Origin of the sequence: Azospirillum sp. TSH20 (genome assembly GCF_003115935.1) — a bacterium.
In the GTDB taxonomy this organism is placed as follows: domain Bacteria; phylum Pseudomonadota; class Alphaproteobacteria; order Azospirillales; family Azospirillaceae; genus Azospirillum.
Window position 1 is genome coordinate 1 of the sequence record NZ_LGQU01000023.1, and the last position, 14,652, is coordinate 14,652.

At 64.1% G+C, this 14,652-nt stretch carries 35 protein-coding genes; 30 read left to right on the forward strand and 5 right to left on the reverse strand.

Going from position 1 to position 14,652, the window contains the following annotated elements; translation table 11 throughout:
• Positions 1-71: 71 nt before the first annotated feature.
• Positions 72-539 (reverse strand): hypothetical protein, encoded by a 468-nt coding sequence (locus tag TSH20_RS07195; RefSeq protein ID WP_109074083.1) that lies wholly within the window; start codon positions 537-539, stop codon positions 72-74.
• Positions 540-592: 53 nt separating this feature from the next.
• On the opposite strand from TSH20_RS07195, the gene TSH20_RS07200 reads away from it, so the two are divergent.
• Positions 593-772, forward strand: a complete 180-nt coding sequence (locus TSH20_RS07200) for a hypothetical protein (RefSeq protein ID WP_109074084.1) — start codon at positions 593-595, stop codon at positions 770-772.
• Between the two features lie 3 nt (positions 773-775).
• The gene (locus tag TSH20_RS07205) at positions 776-1,114 is read left to right on the forward strand and encodes a hypothetical protein (protein ID WP_109074085.1); all 339 of its coding nucleotides are present in this window, start codon (positions 776-778) and stop codon (positions 1,112-1,114) included.
• On the opposite strand, the gene TSH20_RS07210 is transcribed toward TSH20_RS07205, so the two are convergent.
• From TSH20_RS07210 to TSH20_RS07220, 3 genes are all read right to left on the reverse strand, one after another.
• Positions 1,095-1,409, reverse strand: coding sequence for a hypothetical protein (locus TSH20_RS07210; RefSeq protein ID WP_109074086.1), 315 nt, complete (start codon positions 1,407-1,409; stop codon positions 1,095-1,097). The two genes, TSH20_RS07205 and TSH20_RS07210, sit on opposite strands and share 20 nt — an antisense overlap.
• A gap of 75 nt (positions 1,410-1,484) precedes the next feature.
• Complete coding sequence (locus TSH20_RS07215) at positions 1,485-2,222, reverse strand: BRO family protein (protein WP_109074087.1); 738 nt, start codon at positions 2,220-2,222, stop codon at positions 1,485-1,487.
• A complete protein-coding gene (locus TSH20_RS07220; protein ID WP_109074088.1) occupies positions 2,219-2,479 on the reverse strand; it encodes a hypothetical protein in 261 nt (86 codons plus the stop codon). Before TSH20_RS07220 ends, TSH20_RS07215 begins: the two co-directional genes overlap by 4 nt.
• A gap of 9 nt (positions 2,480-2,488) precedes the next feature.
• Between TSH20_RS07220 and TSH20_RS07225 the strand changes: the two genes are divergently transcribed.
• Positions 2,489-2,908, forward strand: a complete 420-nt coding sequence (locus tag TSH20_RS07225; RefSeq protein ID WP_109074089.1) for a helix-turn-helix transcriptional regulator — start codon at positions 2,489-2,491, stop codon at positions 2,906-2,908.
• Between the two features lie 844 nt (positions 2,909-3,752).
• On the opposite strand, the gene TSH20_RS07230 is transcribed toward TSH20_RS07225, so the two are convergent.
• A complete protein-coding gene (locus TSH20_RS07230; protein WP_146205430.1) occupies positions 3,753-4,424 on the reverse strand; it encodes a hypothetical protein in 672 nt (223 codons plus the stop codon).
• 216 nt (positions 4,425-4,640) lie between these two features.
• Here TSH20_RS07230 and TSH20_RS07235 point away from each other — a divergent pair, with 216 nt between their 5' ends.
• From TSH20_RS07235 to TSH20_RS07355, 27 genes are all read left to right on the forward strand, one after another.
• Entirely contained in the window at positions 4,641-5,060 is a 420-nt protein-coding gene (locus TSH20_RS07235) for a hypothetical protein (protein WP_146205431.1), read from the forward strand.
• Positions 5,061-5,089: 29 nt separating this feature from the next.
• On the forward strand, positions 5,090-5,314 hold the full coding sequence (locus TSH20_RS07240) for a hypothetical protein (protein ID WP_109074092.1): 225 nt from the start codon (positions 5,090-5,092) through the stop codon (positions 5,312-5,314).
• Between the two features lie 41 nt (positions 5,315-5,355).
• Complete coding sequence (locus TSH20_RS07245) at positions 5,356-5,550, forward strand: hypothetical protein (protein WP_109074093.1); 195 nt, start codon at positions 5,356-5,358, stop codon at positions 5,548-5,550.
• Positions 5,551-5,653: 103 nt separating this feature from the next.
• Positions 5,654-5,779 (forward strand): hypothetical protein, encoded by a 126-nt coding sequence (locus TSH20_RS36110; RefSeq protein WP_282183566.1) that lies wholly within the window; start codon positions 5,654-5,656, stop codon positions 5,777-5,779.
• A 90-nt stretch (positions 5,780-5,869) separates the two neighbouring features.
• Positions 5,870-6,178, forward strand: a complete 309-nt coding sequence (locus tag TSH20_RS07250) for a hypothetical protein (RefSeq protein WP_109074094.1) — start codon at positions 5,870-5,872, stop codon at positions 6,176-6,178.
• A gap of 3 nt (positions 6,179-6,181) precedes the next feature.
• The gene (locus TSH20_RS07255; protein WP_109074095.1) at positions 6,182-6,481 is read left to right on the forward strand and encodes a hypothetical protein; all 300 of its coding nucleotides are present in this window, start codon (positions 6,182-6,184) and stop codon (positions 6,479-6,481) included.
• Between the two features lie 3 nt (positions 6,482-6,484).
• A complete protein-coding gene (locus tag TSH20_RS07260) occupies positions 6,485-6,838 on the forward strand; it encodes a hypothetical protein (RefSeq protein WP_109074096.1) in 354 nt (117 codons plus the stop codon).
• A gap of 3 nt (positions 6,839-6,841) precedes the next feature.
• Positions 6,842-7,135, forward strand: a complete 294-nt coding sequence (locus tag TSH20_RS07265) for a hypothetical protein (protein WP_109074097.1) — start codon at positions 6,842-6,844, stop codon at positions 7,133-7,135.
• Positions 7,136-7,139: 4 nt separating this feature from the next.
• Positions 7,140-7,352 (forward strand): hypothetical protein, encoded by a 213-nt coding sequence (locus TSH20_RS07270; RefSeq protein WP_109074098.1) that lies wholly within the window; start codon positions 7,140-7,142, stop codon positions 7,350-7,352.
• Positions 7,353-7,434: 82 nt separating this feature from the next.
• Entirely contained in the window at positions 7,435-7,680 is a 246-nt protein-coding gene (locus TSH20_RS07275; protein ID WP_109074099.1) for a hypothetical protein, read from the forward strand.
• A gap of 5 nt (positions 7,681-7,685) precedes the next feature.
• Positions 7,686-7,892: a hypothetical protein gene (locus TSH20_RS07280; RefSeq protein ID WP_109074100.1), complete on the forward strand. Its 207-nt coding sequence runs from the start codon at positions 7,686-7,688 to the stop codon at positions 7,890-7,892.
• Positions 7,889-8,404: a siphovirus Gp157 family protein gene (locus tag TSH20_RS07285; protein ID WP_109074101.1), complete on the forward strand. Its 516-nt coding sequence runs from the start codon at positions 7,889-7,891 to the stop codon at positions 8,402-8,404. Before TSH20_RS07280 ends, TSH20_RS07285 begins: the two co-directional genes overlap by 4 nt.
• A 2-nt stretch (positions 8,405-8,406) precedes the next feature.
• Positions 8,407-9,105, forward strand: coding sequence for a hypothetical protein (locus TSH20_RS07290; RefSeq protein WP_109074102.1), 699 nt, complete (start codon positions 8,407-8,409; stop codon positions 9,103-9,105).
• 8 nt (positions 9,106-9,113) lie between these two features.
• Positions 9,114-9,473 carry a DUF968 domain-containing protein gene (locus tag TSH20_RS07295; RefSeq protein WP_109074103.1) on the forward strand — a complete coding sequence of 120 codons (360 nt, stop codon included), beginning with the start codon at positions 9,114-9,116 and terminating at the stop codon, positions 9,471-9,473.
• Entirely contained in the window at positions 9,466-10,014 is a 549-nt protein-coding gene (locus TSH20_RS07300) for a hypothetical protein (protein WP_146205432.1), read from the forward strand. Before TSH20_RS07295 ends, TSH20_RS07300 begins: the two co-directional genes overlap by 8 nt.
• A gap of 21 nt (positions 10,015-10,035) precedes the next feature.
• Complete coding sequence (locus TSH20_RS07305) at positions 10,036-10,320, forward strand: hypothetical protein (protein ID WP_109074105.1); 285 nt, start codon at positions 10,036-10,038, stop codon at positions 10,318-10,320.
• Between the two features lie 31 nt (positions 10,321-10,351).
• On the forward strand, positions 10,352-11,146 hold the full coding sequence (locus TSH20_RS07310) for a hypothetical protein (protein WP_109074106.1): 795 nt from the start codon (positions 10,352-10,354) through the stop codon (positions 11,144-11,146).
• Positions 11,147-11,154: 8 nt separating this feature from the next.
• A complete protein-coding gene (locus TSH20_RS07315) occupies positions 11,155-11,841 on the forward strand; it encodes a hypothetical protein (RefSeq protein ID WP_109074107.1) in 687 nt (228 codons plus the stop codon).
• On the forward strand, positions 11,834-12,010 hold the full coding sequence (locus TSH20_RS35270) for a hypothetical protein (protein WP_199232091.1): 177 nt from the start codon (positions 11,834-11,836) through the stop codon (positions 12,008-12,010). Before TSH20_RS07315 ends, TSH20_RS35270 begins: the two co-directional genes overlap by 8 nt.
• Positions 12,007-12,249, forward strand: coding sequence for a hypothetical protein (locus tag TSH20_RS07320; RefSeq protein ID WP_109074108.1), 243 nt, complete (start codon positions 12,007-12,009; stop codon positions 12,247-12,249). Before TSH20_RS35270 ends, TSH20_RS07320 begins: the two co-directional genes overlap by 4 nt.
• Entirely contained in the window at positions 12,242-12,898 is a 657-nt protein-coding gene (locus tag TSH20_RS07325) for a hypothetical protein (protein WP_109074109.1), read from the forward strand. Before TSH20_RS07320 ends, TSH20_RS07325 begins: the two co-directional genes overlap by 8 nt.
• The gene (locus TSH20_RS07330; protein WP_109074110.1) at positions 12,888-13,094 is read left to right on the forward strand and encodes a hypothetical protein; all 207 of its coding nucleotides are present in this window, start codon (positions 12,888-12,890) and stop codon (positions 13,092-13,094) included. Before TSH20_RS07325 ends, TSH20_RS07330 begins: the two co-directional genes overlap by 11 nt.
• Positions 13,084-13,455: a hypothetical protein gene (locus tag TSH20_RS07335; RefSeq protein ID WP_109074111.1), complete on the forward strand. Its 372-nt coding sequence runs from the start codon at positions 13,084-13,086 to the stop codon at positions 13,453-13,455. The genes TSH20_RS07330 and TSH20_RS07335 overlap by 11 nt, the downstream gene beginning before the upstream one ends.
• Positions 13,448-13,714 (forward strand): hypothetical protein, encoded by a 267-nt coding sequence (locus tag TSH20_RS07340; protein WP_109074112.1) that lies wholly within the window; start codon positions 13,448-13,450, stop codon positions 13,712-13,714. The genes TSH20_RS07335 and TSH20_RS07340 overlap by 8 nt, the downstream gene beginning before the upstream one ends.
• A complete protein-coding gene (locus TSH20_RS07345) occupies positions 13,707-13,901 on the forward strand; it encodes a hypothetical protein (RefSeq protein WP_109074113.1) in 195 nt (64 codons plus the stop codon). Before TSH20_RS07340 ends, TSH20_RS07345 begins: the two co-directional genes overlap by 8 nt.
• Positions 13,885-14,175 carry a hypothetical protein gene (locus tag TSH20_RS07350; RefSeq protein ID WP_146205433.1) on the forward strand — a complete coding sequence of 97 codons (291 nt, stop codon included), beginning with the start codon at positions 13,885-13,887 and terminating at the stop codon, positions 14,173-14,175. The genes TSH20_RS07345 and TSH20_RS07350 overlap by 17 nt, the downstream gene beginning before the upstream one ends.
• Before the next feature lie 118 nt (positions 14,176-14,293).
• A complete protein-coding gene (locus TSH20_RS07355; RefSeq protein WP_158281961.1) occupies positions 14,294-14,587 on the forward strand; it encodes a hypothetical protein in 294 nt (97 codons plus the stop codon).
• Positions 14,588-14,652: the final 65 nt, after the last annotated feature.

Below are 14,652 nucleotides of genomic sequence, written 5' to 3' on the forward strand. Positions count from 1 at the left end.
GGTCTGCTCCCCCCCCCCGCCAGTCTGCGCCGGGTGGGGAGGCTGGCTGGTCCCGGCGGGTGGTGTTTCGGTCATGCGGCGGCCTCCGGATGACGGCGGCGCGCCAGCTTGGCAATCAGTCGTCCCGTTGCCCCAGCCGTTCGGACAGCGAGAGAAGGCCGTTTGCCAGCCTCACCAGAAGAAGCCGCAACTTCCCTTTCCACGATGCGCTTCTCTTCGTTCGCGGCCCGTTGGCGCGCGAGGTATTCGCGGACGGCAATGTGTTCGGCATGTGCTTCTCTGGCTGCCAGTGGGTGGAAGACGGTGGCGACAAACTCCATGCCGAATACCGCGGTCATCCGGCCGATGTGCCGCAGGCTCCAGGGCCGCTTTTCCTCCACCAGCCGTTCCGCCTGCCGCTCGCTGATGCGCAGCACAGCAGCGAGGTTGGCGGCGACCTTGAACGGCCAACGCTTGCGAGCGAACCGAACGGCGCCGGCCGTAATCACCATGCCGTCGTCGTTTTCCGACATCTTGCGACGGGGGCTTTTCGTGGTCATAGCGCACCTCCCGGAACATAATTTCCGCAGCGCAGAAACACGGAGAGGAAGCCATGAGCGAGGCGGGAAGCGAGCGGATCGGTCAGCCGCACAAGTCGCGGAAGGGCACCAACGAAGAGCGCTTGGTCGCCTGCATCATCCTCACCCTGGAGACGCTGGGCAGCATCACCAACCGAGCCCCGGAGGCCGAAGGGCTGGCTATCGCCGTGGTCGACACCTTCGGAAAGCGCTGAGCCATGGGCATGATCGTCGCACTCGACACCCCGCCATGCCCAGCCAACGGCCTGGAACGAGCCGCGTGGCATCGCAGCCAAGCGCAGTACCATACGATCGGCGGCTGGCTGTGGTGCCGCTACATGGCTACCGCGCTGTGCATCGAAATGCGCTTCCAGCGAGACAATCGGGAACCGACGTTGCCGCTCACCAACCCCATTGATGCGCTGGTCTACGCCACGATCCTGCGGCAGGCTGCGGCCGATGAGGACGCCCCGGACGCCCGCAACGAAATGCTGGGCTGGGCAAGGCATCTGGAGAGTTTGGCTATGGGGGAGCATGTCACAGCCCCCAAACAGTAAGGACGGAGGCATGGGCCAGCTTGGCGATACCCAACAGCAGGTACACCGCGGCGATGCCGATGACGCTGGCAACCGCCATGATCGCCAAAGCCGCGCCGATGAACGTCAGCGCCTCTTCTGCCGCCCGTCCGGCAGCGACATGCAGCGCCACCAGACCCAACACAGCCTGAAAGCCGATGGCGGTCCAAAAGTGGCGGGGCTCACCACCGGAGAGGTAGGAGCGCCAACCGTCTGCGTTCGTGACGGCAGAGCCGGCGGCAGGGTAGGATTTGACCAGCGTGGTATGTTGGGTCATAGTACGCCTCAATCAGTGATGAGACGCGCGCCGGCTGCCGATGGGGATTGGGGCCGGCGTTCGTCTGTCTGGGGGTTAGTGCTTGCCGCCGCGAATGGCGAAAAGCGGTGCCGGCTCCGCTGCATCGGCGATACGGCGCCTGATGAACTCGCGCCCTTCCTCCCGAAGCCACGCATAGGCGTATTCGACCGGGAACAGCTTGGCGGACTTGCCGGGCTGTTTGTCGGGATCGTGCCCGCGAGCAAGGCAATACCGCTTCAGGCGCTTGCTTATGCTGACAACGATGGGGTGTCGGCCCTTACGGGGGACGCCCTCGTCCTGCGCGATTTCAAGGGCTGTGACAGCGCGGATAGCGGCGACACGCGGATCGGCGGCAAGCTGAGCGGCGATGATCTGTGGCGCCAGTTCCGTGATCGCTTCCTTGATCTGAGCCCGGACGACGGCCTTCATGATGCCGCCCATCTGGCGGGGGTCCATCGCCGCGACCGCAGGGGCATACATGCCAGTGCGCCGGACCTGTGGGAGGACTTCGTGCCGGATGAACCGGTCAAAATCCTTGACCTGCTGTTTCCGGCTGCGGGCGACCAGCTTGTAGACGCCCGGCTCCGAGATGACTGCGACCTCCTGGGGGCCGCCGGGGGTACTCACAATGTGCGTACCCTTCTCGTCATCATCCAAAATACGGGTCATGTCGCTAGCCATTCGGTAGCCGAGCGGCTCACACAGATCGGTGGCGACGAACCACAGATCGTCGGGGCCGCCGCTGATGCGGACGTCACGGCCGTGGAAATTGAAAATGGTCAGGTCGCTCATGCGTGCGCCCTCCCTTCGTGGCTTGCCGCTCTGGGGCGGCGCGGCGGCATCTGGCCGATCATGAAGTCGCTGGACTGTGCGGGCGTGCCTTCGTCTTCGGCGATGCCCAACAGCATCACGACCGCATCACCGGGCATGCTGCCGCGCGCCTCCCACATGCGGATCGCATGGATGGTGTGGTCATACCCACGGGAGCGAAGCTTTTCGTGTGCCGCCTTGCGGCCACCTAGCTTCTCGATGATCGGGAACGTTGTCATGGGGGCAGTATGAACAAAACGTTCCGGGATGGCAAGAACGAAATGTACCTAGCCAACCATCGCGCTGCCGTGAACAATCTGTGCATGGCGAGCTTCGGCGAAAATATGAGGAAACGCGCGCAAGACCTGGGTCTTAGCGACGCTGAGGTGGCGCGGCGCGTGGAGATCAGCCCGCGCCGCTATAGCCATTACGTCAATGGGGAGCGCCAGCCGGACTACGAGCTGCTGCTGAAAATCTGCGGCGTGCTCCAGACAACGCCCAACCAAATCCTCGGATTTGATGACGGCGCGGCGGACTCAGAGAAGCTGAACGAAGACGTTGCCGCGATCATCGCTGGCGTCGGCGGGCTCAGCGAAACGAAACTCCGCGCCCTTCGCGAAATCGTTGAAGGAATGGCGCAACCTCAGCCTCATCAAGAGAAGCAATAGCCTCCATGGCTTGGCGGATCGCCGCGATGCGTTCCGCCGGCAACCCCACCAATCCCACAATCAGGCTAACGCGCTGGTCTTCGCCGGTCACGTATGGCTCCATCACTGCTCGGCACCCATTAGAACAAATTAGGAACGTTGTCGCAACGGCAAGAGTTGCGCCCTATCGCCGCGTTTGGCATTTTTCTAAAATTGCAAGCGATAATCGCGAAATACCAATCGCAGCGCTGCGGCAATAGGTGCATACCCTGGTGTGTTCGTTGACGAACATTGGCGTAATCCGTGCTTCTATACCCCAGCCCCTAGGCGGCAAGGACAGGTGAGGTTCAGACCCAGGCGCCGGGCGCACTGGATCAATACCCTGGGCGAATGCACGTTCGCTAAAGGCGTGCCGGTCAGTTAGCCGCTGATCGGCACGCCCTTCCATCGGTTGGGCTCCGTGGAATGCCCATATTCTAGCCAAAAGATTACCAGTGTGTGTACGCCGTTTTGGTTACGCCCTTGTAACGTGCATACCATGGTATGGCGTGATTGGCGCTTTGGTGCCGTAGGAATGGCGCTCCTGCGTCTCGCAATTTGCAAAACGCCAATGTTTGCACGGCTTAGGCCAGTTTGGTTTGCAGAATGCGAATTGACCAAATGTGACGTGCGTCAGGTTGTCGCACTCACAAAATTTCGTCATCGCCTATGTCGATTGACGCCACCGCCAGCCACAACACCCCGAAGGCAAGCAATCCGGCCGCCACGTCTACGGCGGTAGCTCCTGGTGCCGAGATGATGACGCACACGGCGCCGATCAGCCCAGCAATTCCGGCCACCGCCCCAACAAGACAGCCTGTCCCTCTCACTGGCGCCTCATGCCAGACAGCACGGTGTAGTCAATCCGGCTGTTCGTGGCGGAGTGCACGACGATCCGCACGCCGCGGAAAGAGATTTCTTCGTCAGGCCGCGCCAAGGTGTATTTCAAGTCTTGCTGGAATGCCGGGCGGATCATGTTCTCCGCGAACTCGCGATAGGTGATGTTGACCACATTCCCCGAGATGCCCTCGTAAAGCAGCTCCACCTTAAAGCCGCCCGGCTGCGCAATCTCTGTGGCCCGATAGGTGACTGGCTGCGTCTGAGCGCTGCCCCAGCTTGCGCCCGTGTGGTCTGCTTGGTCGAAGTGTCCATCTCCCTTGGTGTCCCGCAGGCAGGCATTGGCCCCCGGTACGCCCATGAGGTTGTAGGCCGCGAAGAACGTGGTGCAGTACCATTTCTGGTCACGCAGCGTGACCTCCATCAGCGGCGTCCCGGCCGGGATGCGCATGGTCCATTCGGCGGATCGCGCCTCCACAGACGCATCAGGCACTGCACCGGCACGATAGAAATAGTCGTACTCGGCAAGGATGGGATCGCCAACGCCAGCCGTCACACGCTGACCGACGACAACGCTTGAGCCTTTCTTCGCTTGAGGCATCGGGACAGAGACCGATGTGCAGCCAGCCAAGACGGACAACAGGCCAGCCAGCCCAACCATAAGCGCCTTCCTCATCATCTCCCCCGTATCGAAGCGCGAGCCACAGCAGCTGAGCGCAACCGATTATGACACTCCCACTTTTGCGCATGTGGGAACATTTTGTTCTTGACCGTTCGGAACGATTTGTTCATAGTCAGGTCATCGGAAACACGGAGCACGCGCTCCACACCGGGGGCCGAAATGACCGCCCCCACACAACCCGCCAAGGAAACCAACATGACCGCCGCCACGATCAAGGTCACCTCCTGCATCGGCAACTACACCCTGACCGATGCCAAGCGCGAGAGCGCCAGCATCACCGCGACCGTCCCGGCCCTTGGTGAGAAGACGATCTGGTTTACTGTCGATACCAATGACGGCGGGCGCGCTGTCTACACGAGCGAAACGTGGTCGGAATACGTAACGGCCATGTGTGTCCTTTACATCGAAAACACCTGGGTAAGCACGGTCAAGAAGGACGTGGAGCGCCTGCTGGCGTGGCTGGACGAAGAGGCGAACGCCGCTGCCATGGACGCCGCATGGGCTGAGCGCGAGGCCGTCGAATGCGACCACCAGCAGGCCGCTTTGGACAAACGCCGCGCCCGCGCTGCCTCCGTCGCTGCCGCCTGCGCCGAAGTCCTCACGGTCGCCGCCTGAACAACCGCCCCCCACACACAGAGGCCGCCATGACCGCCGCCAAGACCCACAAAATCGACCAGCGCTTTCGCTGGTATCGCTCCAGCGATGATGGCGACGCCCACGCCTGCGTTCAGGTCAAGCGGGACAGCGGCAAGTGGGAAGAAGCCTTCACTTGCCACCTAAGCGTCATCGGCCTGCTGAAAGAAATTGGCGTCAGGCAAGCCATCCGCGAACAGCCAGAGCTTTTTCGACCAGCCGCCCGCGTCGCCTGACCCTCCCCCACCCCACACGAACACGAACAGAGGACGACACCATGAGCGACTTGGACGAATGCACCATCAGCCATGGCGACGGCACCGCGACCGTCATTGCCGCTGGCGTCCGCATCGAGTGCGTCAACCTGATCGTCGCTCGCTGCGTCTCTCTTATCGCTGACGAGAACATCCCGGACGCGATGTGGGCCGCCAAGGCGATGAATGCCGCCGCGGTCGCCGAGCGCGGCGCCTGAGACCGCCCGCCGCTAGCGACATAGCGGCTCCTCTCTCGGGCAACTACCGCCGGACATCTGCAAAGGCTGTCCGGCGGGTCTTTCAACAAGCAAGGACACGACGATGAGCATCATCCGCGTCGTCATCTGCATGGTCTGGCACCGCGGTCATCACATGGGCGCCTGTAGCGGCGGCCATGTCCATCAGTGGTGCGACAAGTGCGGTCGCGATTTCTCGGTGCACTTCTGACCACCGCCGACCCGGAGCGTATCCGGGCGTTGTCCCTAGCCCGTCACGGCGGGCTGCGGACAGCACGCAACTCCCCTGGAGACAGACGACATGATGATGACCGAACAGGAAGCCCGCACGAAGTGGTGCCCTATGGTGCGCGGCCAAATGCTCATTGATGTGGACGGGGGCCAACGTCCCGTTGGGAATGGCCATAACCGCCTTATCCACATGGAAACTTCTCTTTTTGAAGCTGGCGGTGGCGGGCCGGTCTGCTGCATCGCTTCCGAGTGCATGGCGTGGCGCCAAGGCGGAACCCAGCGGCGGCACAAGGAGAACGGCTGGGTCAGCGTAAACGACTGCGAGACGGAAACCGTCGAGGTTGGCTACTGCGGCGCCTTCGGCAAGGTGGAGGGCTGACCGATGCTCAAACACACGTCGGGTCCGTGGGAAGCCGGACATAACGACAAGGGCGGCTACAGCAATTCCATGGTTGTCCGTCCGAAGGGAGAGTTTCCCCACGGCCTGTGGATTGCTGACTGCGGCTGTGGAGATGATGAGAGCCGAGCCAACGCCCGCCTGATCGCTGCCGCGCCGGACCTGCTGAAGGTGTTGCAGGAAATTTGGGCTGACGACAACAACCGCCAGTGGCTTGCGTCCAAGCACGGGGCCGCAATTCGCGCCGCCCTCTCTTCGGCCACCTCCACCGTGTCGGAGGGCTGAAGCATGGCGACCTTCATCACCCTGCACAATGGCAAAGACGCGTTCCGCTACAACGCCGACCACATCGTCCAGTATTGGGCCGGTGACCACGGCGGATCGCGCGTCATGCTTTCCACCATGGTCAACGAACCGGACGTCACAGACCGTGTTGACGAGCCCTCCGAGCAGATCGACGCGCTGCTGGGGGTGACGGAGAGCGGCGAAGCGATTGCGGCGGCACTGGAGGCCGAAGCCGCCCGCATGGACGACGACGCCACGGCCATCCACAACGGCACCATGCGCGGCGACATGAAGCTCCGCGCCAAGGCTTTCCGCGACGCGGCCAAGATCGCCCGCGCTGCCCGTGGGGAGGGCTGACCAATGTCCACCCGCCACACCTACGAAACCACCTACGAGCAGACCGCCGACGACGGCACCGTTACGGCCTCTGTCGATGTCCGCATCACCTACGACTACAGCAAGCCCTTTGCGGGCTACTTCGACCCCATCGACGGCATTGGTGAGCCGCCGCACGGCCCCATCATTGAGCCGGTGAAGATCGAAGAACGCGGCGCCAACGGATGGGAGAAGGCGCAACCGGCCGTCGATGCGTGGGCCACCGCCATGTGCGACGAAGACCCGGCGGCGCTCATCGAGCATGCGAGTGGGGAGTGAGCCCATGGACCGCATCCCCTCCATCAGCCGCAGCCGAATGCAGGTTGAGCGCTTCAACGCCGACAACCCGGTTGGCAAGCCCGTCACCTACCACGCCGCGCCATTCCGCCGCGTCTCCACCGTCACCGCCAGCAAGGCGCACCTGATCGGCAACTCGCCCGTCGTGTTCGTGATGGGCGCCGGCCGTGTGCCGCTCAACAGGGTCCACCCGCAATGACCCGCTTCCTTCTTATCACCGCCGCCATCCTGACCGCCGAAGGTGCGCTGTGGGCTGCCGGCCGCATCATAGGAGCGCTGATATGACCGTCGAAGAGCTTCAGTCCCGCCTGCGCGCCGCGAGCGCCGCCATCGGATACGGGCGCCTCGCCCTCACCCTCAGCATGGACGGGCGTGAGGAAGTGTACATCACCCACTGGTTCCGCCCCGATCAGCACTCCTTCGAGGACTGCCGCACGGTCGGTTCTGGGAGCCTCAGCGAATGCCTGGACGCCCTGGGGCGCTACGTCGCCCAGCGCGCCCCCGTCCCTGCCCTCGCCGCGGAGTAACCGCCATGGCCCACACCATCCGCCTCGATCCCGACCAGCGCGAAATCCTCGCCACCGCCCACAAGTCCATCGCCTCCGTCCATGCCGACATCCGCAAGCTGATCGCTGATGGCGTGGAAGGCCTGGAGTGGGTTGACGCCTGCCTGATCGACGCCGGGTCCGATGTCGCCGGCATCTTCAACAACACCGAGCCGATGAGCTTCCGCCAATGAACGCGATCAACTCCCTCCGCCACGAGACCCGCAACGCCTCGATCCTGCGCGACGAGCTGGTGCGCCGCTTCCCGGCCCTGGCGGAAGACGCCCAGGCCCTCGCCGACACCCTCGAAGGCGAATGCGACTTGGACCGGGCCATCGGCGCCGTCCTGCGGCAGATCGACGAATACGAGACCCTGTCCACTGCCCTGGCCGAGCAGATCAAGGACCGGCAGGCCCGCAAGAAGCGCTTCGACGAAAGCTGCGACAGCATGCGCGGCGCCATCCTCACCGCCATGGAAGCCGCCAGCATGAAGAAGCTGACGTTCCCGGAGGCCACTGTCTCCGTCGGCGCGAAGCCCGCCTCCGTCATCGTCACCGACGAGGCCGCCGCCATCGAGGCTGGCTTCGCCAAGGTCAAGACCGAGGTGGACAAGACCAAGCTCAAGGACGCGCTCAAGGGCGGAACCGAGCTTCCATTCGCCGTCATGTCCAACGGCGGCACTTCCCTCACCATCCGGAGGGCCTGAACATGTCCGAGACCACCAACACCGCCCTGTGGGACACCCTCAAGAAGACGGATCCGAAGGCCACCAAGCCGTTCAAGAAGGGCGGTGGCTTCACCGGCACGCAGATCGACCCCGTCTGGCGCGCCCAGCGCATGACGGAGGTGTTCGGCCCCATCGGCAAGGGCTGGGGCTACGACATCACCGAGCGTTGGTCGGAAGAGTTCAAGACGAAGGATGGCACTGTGTCGGCCGTCTACGTCACCGTGAACGCTTGGTACACCGATCCGGAGACCAAGGAGCGGCTGTTCACCGGCCCGCAGATCGGCGGAACCGAAGTCGGCCGGGCGGCAGATGAGGCCTACAAGATGGCCGTCACCGACGCCCTGACCAAGTGCCTCGTCAACGTCGGCCTGTGCGCGGACGTGTATCTCGGGCTGTTCGATGACAGCAAATACCGGGACGCCGTCGCGGCCGAGTACGAGGGAAAGCGCCGGGAGGAAGCCGCCAACCGATCCAACCGCGACGCGGAAGGCTACAAGGCCGCTGCCGCCGCCCTCAAGCTTGGCCTGGATGGCTGCGGCGAGCCTGATGAACTGACCAGCTACTGGCGCGAGCACAAGCCGCAACTCGAGACGCTGCCGCAGGACCTCTACGACGACGTGAAGGCCTACGCCCAAAACCGCAAGCGCCTGCTGTTGGCGCCTGCCCATCCGGCGGAGTGAGGTGACCCATGGCACTCCCCGCGCGGCGGCAACGCCAGACCGTCACCACCGGCCGAGACAAGCGCGACCGCTGCCCCGGCCATCTCAACTTCGTCCGCCAGCACGAATGCAGCGTGCCCGGCTGCAAGGAGATGCCCATCGAAGCGGCTCACGTCCGCTGTGGAACGGACGGCGGCATGGGGATGAAGCCTTCGGATTGCTGGGCAATTTCGCTGTGCTCCGCCCACCACGCCGAACAGCACCGGATTGGTGAGCCGGCATTCGAGGCCAAGCACTTCATCAACATGAAGAAGCTGGCGCAGGAGTTCGCCGCCGCCTCTCTCCCGTGGCGTCGGTATCTGGCGAAGAAGGCGCAGGAAAATGGCTGATCGGCTGACAGAAGCGTTTAACGCCCTCCGTGCCGGCGGCGCTGTGTTCGCCGGCCGTGTGCGCCTCACCAACTGGTCCGACAACGCCCGCGGCATGAACGCCAGCATCCGCCTGGACGCTTCCACCGACCCGCTGGACAATCCCACCACTCACCCGTTCAAGGGGGCTCATTGCAGCCCCAAGGACGGGGAAGAGTTCATGGTCCTGTTCATACCGGTGGCGCGGGAAGAAGCGAAGGCAGAGCCCACCCCCGCCACGGAGACGCCGCACGCCCCTGTCGCCGAGCCGGAGCGCCGCCAGACCACCAACGCGAACCGCGCCGGGATGATGATCCGGGAACCGCTCTTCTGGCAGTGGATCGAGGCTCATTACCCCTACGGCTGCAAGGACAGCGGCGCGGCAGACCGGTTCATCAAGGAAACGTGCGGCATCCGCAGCAAGCGCGATCTGGACGCCGATCTCGACGCCGCCGCGACCTTCGACGCCATTCGCCGCCGGTACTACGCCTGGACCCAAGAGCCGCTTAGCCCGGCCGCTTAAACCAACAGGACACGGTTCATCATGGCAAAGCAAAAGCACCAATGCCCCAACAGGTATGCCGGCGATGGCGACAATGGCGGCTGCTATTTCGAGATCGATTACATTCGCGAAGGCATCGCTTATCTGGATGTCGGGCATTCATGCGCCATCGTCCACCGCAAGGAAATTCCGGTGACGTGGCTGGCCGAACTGGTCTCTATCGCCACCGCGCATAAGGGCGGCATCGCTGGCTTCCTCCTCGATCACAGCGGCGGTGACGCCAAGAACAGCTACGCGCTGATGTGCGATCCCCCATCCGCCGCCTAGCCCCACACAGCGCATAGCGCAGGAGACCACCATGAACATTGGCGATGAAGTCTATCTGGCCGACGGCCACCTCTGTCAGTATGCCGGCGCTCTCGACGGCGGTCAGCACGCCGTGCGCCATGTCTACGAAAGCGACGGCGAACCTTGGGTGTCCGACCGGATCACTGTCGTCGGAGCCGTCTTCAAAAAGGCTCCGGTCGAAGTCTTGGATGCGCGGGTCTCTGAGCGGCGCGGCGAACTCTCGGAGATTGATGAGCGCCTTTCCGCTGCCCGGCAGGAAGCCCTGACGCTCGAGCGCCAGAAGGTGGCGACCGCCAAGGCAATTGCCGCCTGCCGGCCCGCTGAAATCGTGGCCGCGTGGCTGGCTGGCAAGGTCACGCACTTCGTGATGCTGGACAGCGATGCCGGCCCCTCCCTCCGCCCGGCCAACGCTGCCCTGAAGAAGCAATACGGCAACGGCTTTGCCCCCGCCGATGAACTGAAGGTCACCCTCGACAAGCCCGGCGGCGCCACCCCCTGGACCTACCGCATCGGCAGAGAAGGCCATGCTGGCGTCCCCTGCTTGTCGGAAGAAGAAGGGAAGGCTGCGCTCGCGACGGAATGGGAGCGCTTCTGGACGACGAAGAGGCAGCGCATGCCTTGGCAGCCGGAGCTACCTGTGACGCGGTGTCGGGAAGCCGGCATGCCGGTCCCCGCTTGGTACCTTGAGCAGATGGAGAACGACAAGCGCGCTGCGGCGCAGAAGCGGCTGACGGATGCACAGAAGGTCCTTGATGAGGCAAAGGCCGAACTCGCGGCCATCGCTTCCGCCACCCCCACCGCCTGAGGCCCGCCATGACCACCGAAACCACCACGACCACGATACCGGCCGGCTGGAAGCTGGTCCCCATCGAGCCGACGCACGAGATGATGCAGGCGGCACACAAGCCGGTCGGCAACGCTCTGTACGATAACCCCTTCATGGACACGTCGAAGGGCTGGGGTGAGCGCGGGGCGGAAGTCTATCGCGCCATGCTATGCGCCGCCCCGTCTCCGGCCCCTGCCGCCCCGTCCGCAGCGCAGACCTCCCGCCTGCAACGCGCCGTCAACGACCCCGCCGGCTGGTGCCCGAAATGCGGATGCGGCCACGATGGCGCGAGGCTCGCGCACCTTGAGGCGTGCCCCGCACAGCCCGCGCAGGGCGGCAGCGTGAGCGAGCTTGTGCAGGCCGCGACCGCGCTGCGCACCATGGTCAAGGTGACGCGCTGCCCGGTTTTTCCAGAGGAGCTTGAGCAGGTCGCCGTTGTGGAGCGCTTTGACGCCGCCCTCTCCGCCGCCCGCGCATCCGCTCCGGAGGTGGTGGAGGTGGTGGAGAAAGTCCGGCACGCCATCTCCGACCTTCACTATGCCTACGACATGCGCCAGCACGCGGGAGCCGCCGCATCCATTGCTCTTGGCAAGATTGAAGAGGCGCTGGGCATGCCGTGGGTTCAGGGCGCGGAGAAGGATCGCCGCTCCGCCGGGGAGGCCGCCAATGGCTGAGACCACCGAGTGCGGGACCTCCCTCCCCGATGGCGTGACCTGTGGTGACTGCCGCCACATCCGCCGATGCGAGGCGATGTTCGGGCATGTGCCGACCGACACCTATTGCGATTGGGCACCATCACGTTTCCGCCCGCGCAGCGAAGCCGCGAAGGAGCCGCAACGATGAGCGCCCCGACCCCCACCGCCCCGGATGAACTGCCCAACCTGCCATACCTGTCGGCGCTGTCGAAGATCGACGATGCCTTGGCTGAACACCGGGTGAACGCGAACATTGCCGCCACTCATACCTGCTTCGGTCGCCTTGACCTCTTCGCCAAAAGTTGTCGGCAAATCGCCAGTGACCTGCGCGCCGCAGCGAAGTTGGCTGATGCCGCAGCCAAGCTTGGGATGAAAGATCATGGCTGAAACTCCGACCCCCACCGCCCTGACGCCGGAAGAACTGGCGGCGAAGATGGACACCTATCCGACGCCACCTCATGGCTGGACGTGCTTCCACTGCGGCGAAACCTTCATCGACTACGACCGGGCGCGTGAGCATTTCGGCTTCGATCCGAGCGCGGAGCCGGGCTGCCGGATCAAGCTTGGCGCCGAGCGCGGCCTACTGATGGCCCTGCGCAAGGCGGAGAAGGAATGCGCCGACGCGTGGTTCGCGATCCACAATGAGACCACGGATGCCGCCAAAGCCTATTACGCCGCTTCCGCCCGACATCAGGAGCAGCTTCGCACTGCGGAGGAGGCCGGATACGAGCGCGGCCTTCGTGATGGTGGCGAGGCCCAGCGGGCGGAGATCGAGCGGCTGAAGGAGCAGAACGCCGACCTGGAGAAAGCCGCGCTGACGTCCTACGAGAACGGCGTGGAGCATGCCTTCGAGGCCGCACTGTCCGCCTCTCTGGAGCGCGAGCGCAAGCTGACGGAGGCGCTGACCGGGCTTGCTGACGTGATGCAGCGTGACTGCGGCGTGGAGCCGTGCGCCGCATCCATGGCACCGGCTGAGCGGTATCTCGGACTGGCCCGCAACATTCTCCAGCAGCAGGAGACCGCCGATGTCCGCTGAATACCGGGCTGAACAGCGCGACGATGGATGGATGATCGTCGTGCCGGATGGGGCGCCCGCGCTCTACAGGGCCATCCGGTGCAGCGACAAGGATGCTGCGGCCGTCGCGCATGCCATGAACCAAGCCTTCAAGGCCGGCAAGCGCCGCCGGTCGGACGAAATCAATGCGCTGCTGAGGGGTGACCATGACCGCTGACCTGTTGGAGCGCGCCCGCTCCGCCTCATCGCTGGAGGAGTGCGACGTGATCGACGACGGGCTGCAAGTCCTGTCGCGCGGCAAACTGAACGAAATCTATGCGCTCTACGACCTGATCGACAACGTCCGCGTCGGTCGTCTCCCCCGCCCCGTGCTGCTTGGCGTCGTCGCCGCGCTGGTGCCGGAGGGGTGGCGCTGGGTGAAGACCTCCACCGGGACCGGGCCGGACGAGAGCAGACGCATCGGCGTCTACATGCCGGCCCGACACGACAAGGAGATGCACAGCGAAGTGCTGTGGGCCGATGGGGCGACCGACGCCCTCGCACTCCTCATCGCCATACTGGAGGCCACCCATGAGTGACGCGCTGCGCAAGGACACCAGACGCCAGCCCACGCTGTTCGCCATGCCGCCGAAGCCCCGCCGCGTCCTGCTGCGCGTGGCGGATGCTGGCAGCCATGGCTGCGTCACCAGTTTCCGCTACTTCGTGCATCTGGTGTGCGACCGGTGCGGACATGACGCCGGGTGGAGCGAGCACAGGACCAAGAAGGAAGCGACGTCGCAGCCGTGCCCGGTGTGCAACGCGCCGGCCGCGACGGAGGGGGAGAGGGCGGATGGCTGACGACCCCGCCGCAGAACTGGCGCGGGCCGATCAGATGGAGCGAGACGCGGATGCCATGGAGAAGGAGCTATCCGCGCTCCGCCGACAAATTCGGGACATCCGCCGCCGTCATGCGGGATGGCGGAGCCCGGCACTTATCGAAGCACTCAACAAGGCCATGGATGGAAGCAATGGCAACGATACCTGAAGTCAGAGGCGAAATGCTTGTGGTGGCGCAGCGCGTCGAAGCCGGACAGATAAACCCGGCGGACATCGCCCAACACCTTCGCCGCTGGGAACTCGATCTGCACCGCAGGAAGCCGGTACAGCGCACACCGCCACGGCGCAGGGGGCAGAGCGCCTCCAACGACATCCGCGCATATGCAGCAGCCAACCCCGGCGCCAGCTATCACGACATCGCCAACGCGACGCGGACCACCATCGGCCGCGTCTCGGAAGCTCTGGCCGGCAAGCGCACCTGAGTGGCATCAGCGCCACACATAATGCATTCAGCGAATACCAACTACGACGGACGCGCCGGTTACAGCCCGGCGCGGAAAGGGGCACGCTTTGGTTCAAATCTGCGAAGCCGAGTGGGATATGGTCCGGAAATCGCGCAAGGACGACGCTGACAAGCTGACGGGCATAGAGAAGGAATTGCTCAGCCGCAATGTCCGCTTGGAACTCCCGATCAGCGACCTTGCCGCCGTCAGGCAGGCGGCAGACATGCTCATCGGTCTGGGAAATCAAATCAAGCTGATCGCCAGTTTCGAGGGCATGGACAAGACATCGAAGCTCATGACCATCCGCTCTCACGCCCATTCGGTAAGGGACCGCATGCGAGTCGTGAATGGACTTACTGGACGGAAATATGATAAGATCAAATCGGAATGAGACGAAATCTTGCAAATACCATATGTAGTATCTGCAAGATTTGCTGTCGGAATGCTGATTATGTG

Coding starts and splice junctions, on each gene's coding strand:
- TSH20_RS35270 (WP_199232091.1), top strand. CDS start 11,834: ATGGCTGAGACCACCGAGTGCGGGACCTCCCTCCCCGATGGCGTGACC.
- TSH20_RS07255 (WP_109074095.1), top strand. CDS start 6,182: ATGCTCAAACACACGTCGGGTCCGTGGGAAGCCGGACATAACGACAAG.
- TSH20_RS07315 (WP_109074107.1), top strand. CDS start 11,155: ATGACCACCGAAACCACCACGACCACGATACCGGCCGGCTGGAAGCTG.
- TSH20_RS07310 (WP_109074106.1), top strand. CDS start 10,352: ATGAACATTGGCGATGAAGTCTATCTGGCCGACGGCCACCTCTGTCAG.
- TSH20_RS07260 (WP_109074096.1), top strand. CDS start 6,485: ATGGCGACCTTCATCACCCTGCACAATGGCAAAGACGCGTTCCGCTAC.
- TSH20_RS07305 (WP_109074105.1), top strand. CDS start 10,036: ATGGCAAAGCAAAAGCACCAATGCCCCAACAGGTATGCCGGCGATGGC.
- TSH20_RS07225 (WP_109074089.1), top strand. CDS start 2,489: ATGAACAAAACGTTCCGGGATGGCAAGAACGAAATGTACCTAGCCAAC.
- TSH20_RS07340 (WP_109074112.1), top strand. CDS start 13,448: ATGAGTGACGCGCTGCGCAAGGACACCAGACGCCAGCCCACGCTGTTC.
- TSH20_RS07205 (WP_109074085.1), top strand. CDS start 776: ATGGGCATGATCGTCGCACTCGACACCCCGCCATGCCCAGCCAACGGC.
- TSH20_RS07250 (WP_109074094.1), top strand. CDS start 5,870: ATGATGATGACCGAACAGGAAGCCCGCACGAAGTGGTGCCCTATGGTG.
- TSH20_RS07280 (WP_109074100.1), top strand. CDS start 7,686: ATGGCCCACACCATCCGCCTCGATCCCGACCAGCGCGAAATCCTCGCC.
- TSH20_RS07265 (WP_109074097.1), top strand. CDS start 6,842: ATGTCCACCCGCCACACCTACGAAACCACCTACGAGCAGACCGCCGAC.
- TSH20_RS07355 (WP_158281961.1), top strand. CDS start 14,294: ATGGTCCGGAAATCGCGCAAGGACGACGCTGACAAGCTGACGGGCATA.
- TSH20_RS07215 (WP_109074087.1), bottom strand. CDS start 2,222: ATGAGCGACCTGACCATTTTCAATTTCCACGGCCGTGACGTCCGCATC.
- TSH20_RS07350 (WP_146205433.1), top strand. CDS start 13,885: ATGGCAACGATACCTGAAGTCAGAGGCGAAATGCTTGTGGTGGCGCAG.
- TSH20_RS07245 (WP_109074093.1), top strand. CDS start 5,356: ATGAGCGACTTGGACGAATGCACCATCAGCCATGGCGACGGCACCGCG.
- TSH20_RS07240 (WP_109074092.1), top strand. CDS start 5,090: ATGACCGCCGCCAAGACCCACAAAATCGACCAGCGCTTTCGCTGGTAT.
- TSH20_RS07330 (WP_109074110.1), top strand. CDS start 12,888: ATGTCCGCTGAATACCGGGCTGAACAGCGCGACGATGGATGGATGATC.
- TSH20_RS07300 (WP_146205432.1), top strand. CDS start 9,466: ATGGCTGATCGGCTGACAGAAGCGTTTAACGCCCTCCGTGCCGGCGGC.
- TSH20_RS07235 (WP_146205431.1), top strand. CDS start 4,641: ATGACCGCCGCCACGATCAAGGTCACCTCCTGCATCGGCAACTACACC.
- TSH20_RS07275 (WP_109074099.1), top strand. CDS start 7,435: ATGACCGTCGAAGAGCTTCAGTCCCGCCTGCGCGCCGCGAGCGCCGCC.
- TSH20_RS07200 (WP_109074084.1), top strand. CDS start 593: ATGAGCGAGGCGGGAAGCGAGCGGATCGGTCAGCCGCACAAGTCGCGG.
- TSH20_RS07290 (WP_109074102.1), top strand. CDS start 8,407: ATGTCCGAGACCACCAACACCGCCCTGTGGGACACCCTCAAGAAGACG.
- TSH20_RS07210 (WP_109074086.1), bottom strand. CDS start 1,409: ATGACCCAACATACCACGCTGGTCAAATCCTACCCTGCCGCCGGCTCT.
- TSH20_RS36110 (WP_282183566.1), top strand. CDS start 5,654: ATGAGCATCATCCGCGTCGTCATCTGCATGGTCTGGCACCGCGGTCAT.
- TSH20_RS07195 (WP_109074083.1), bottom strand. CDS start 539: ATGACCACGAAAAGCCCCCGTCGCAAGATGTCGGAAAACGACGACGGC.
- TSH20_RS07345 (WP_109074113.1), top strand. CDS start 13,707: ATGGCTGACGACCCCGCCGCAGAACTGGCGCGGGCCGATCAGATGGAG.
- TSH20_RS07295 (WP_109074103.1), top strand. CDS start 9,114: ATGGCACTCCCCGCGCGGCGGCAACGCCAGACCGTCACCACCGGCCGA.
- TSH20_RS07270 (WP_109074098.1), top strand. CDS start 7,140: ATGGACCGCATCCCCTCCATCAGCCGCAGCCGAATGCAGGTTGAGCGC.
- TSH20_RS07220 (WP_109074088.1), bottom strand. CDS start 2,479: ATGACAACGTTCCCGATCATCGAGAAGCTAGGTGGCCGCAAGGCGGCA.
- TSH20_RS07325 (WP_109074109.1), top strand. CDS start 12,242: ATGGCTGAAACTCCGACCCCCACCGCCCTGACGCCGGAAGAACTGGCG.
- TSH20_RS07285 (WP_109074101.1), top strand. CDS start 7,889: ATGAACGCGATCAACTCCCTCCGCCACGAGACCCGCAACGCCTCGATC.
- TSH20_RS07230 (WP_146205430.1), bottom strand. CDS start 4,424: ATGGTTGGGCTGGCTGGCCTGTTGTCCGTCTTGGCTGGCTGCACATCG.
- TSH20_RS07335 (WP_109074111.1), top strand. CDS start 13,084: ATGACCGCTGACCTGTTGGAGCGCGCCCGCTCCGCCTCATCGCTGGAG.
- TSH20_RS07320 (WP_109074108.1), top strand. CDS start 12,007: ATGAGCGCCCCGACCCCCACCGCCCCGGATGAACTGCCCAACCTGCCA.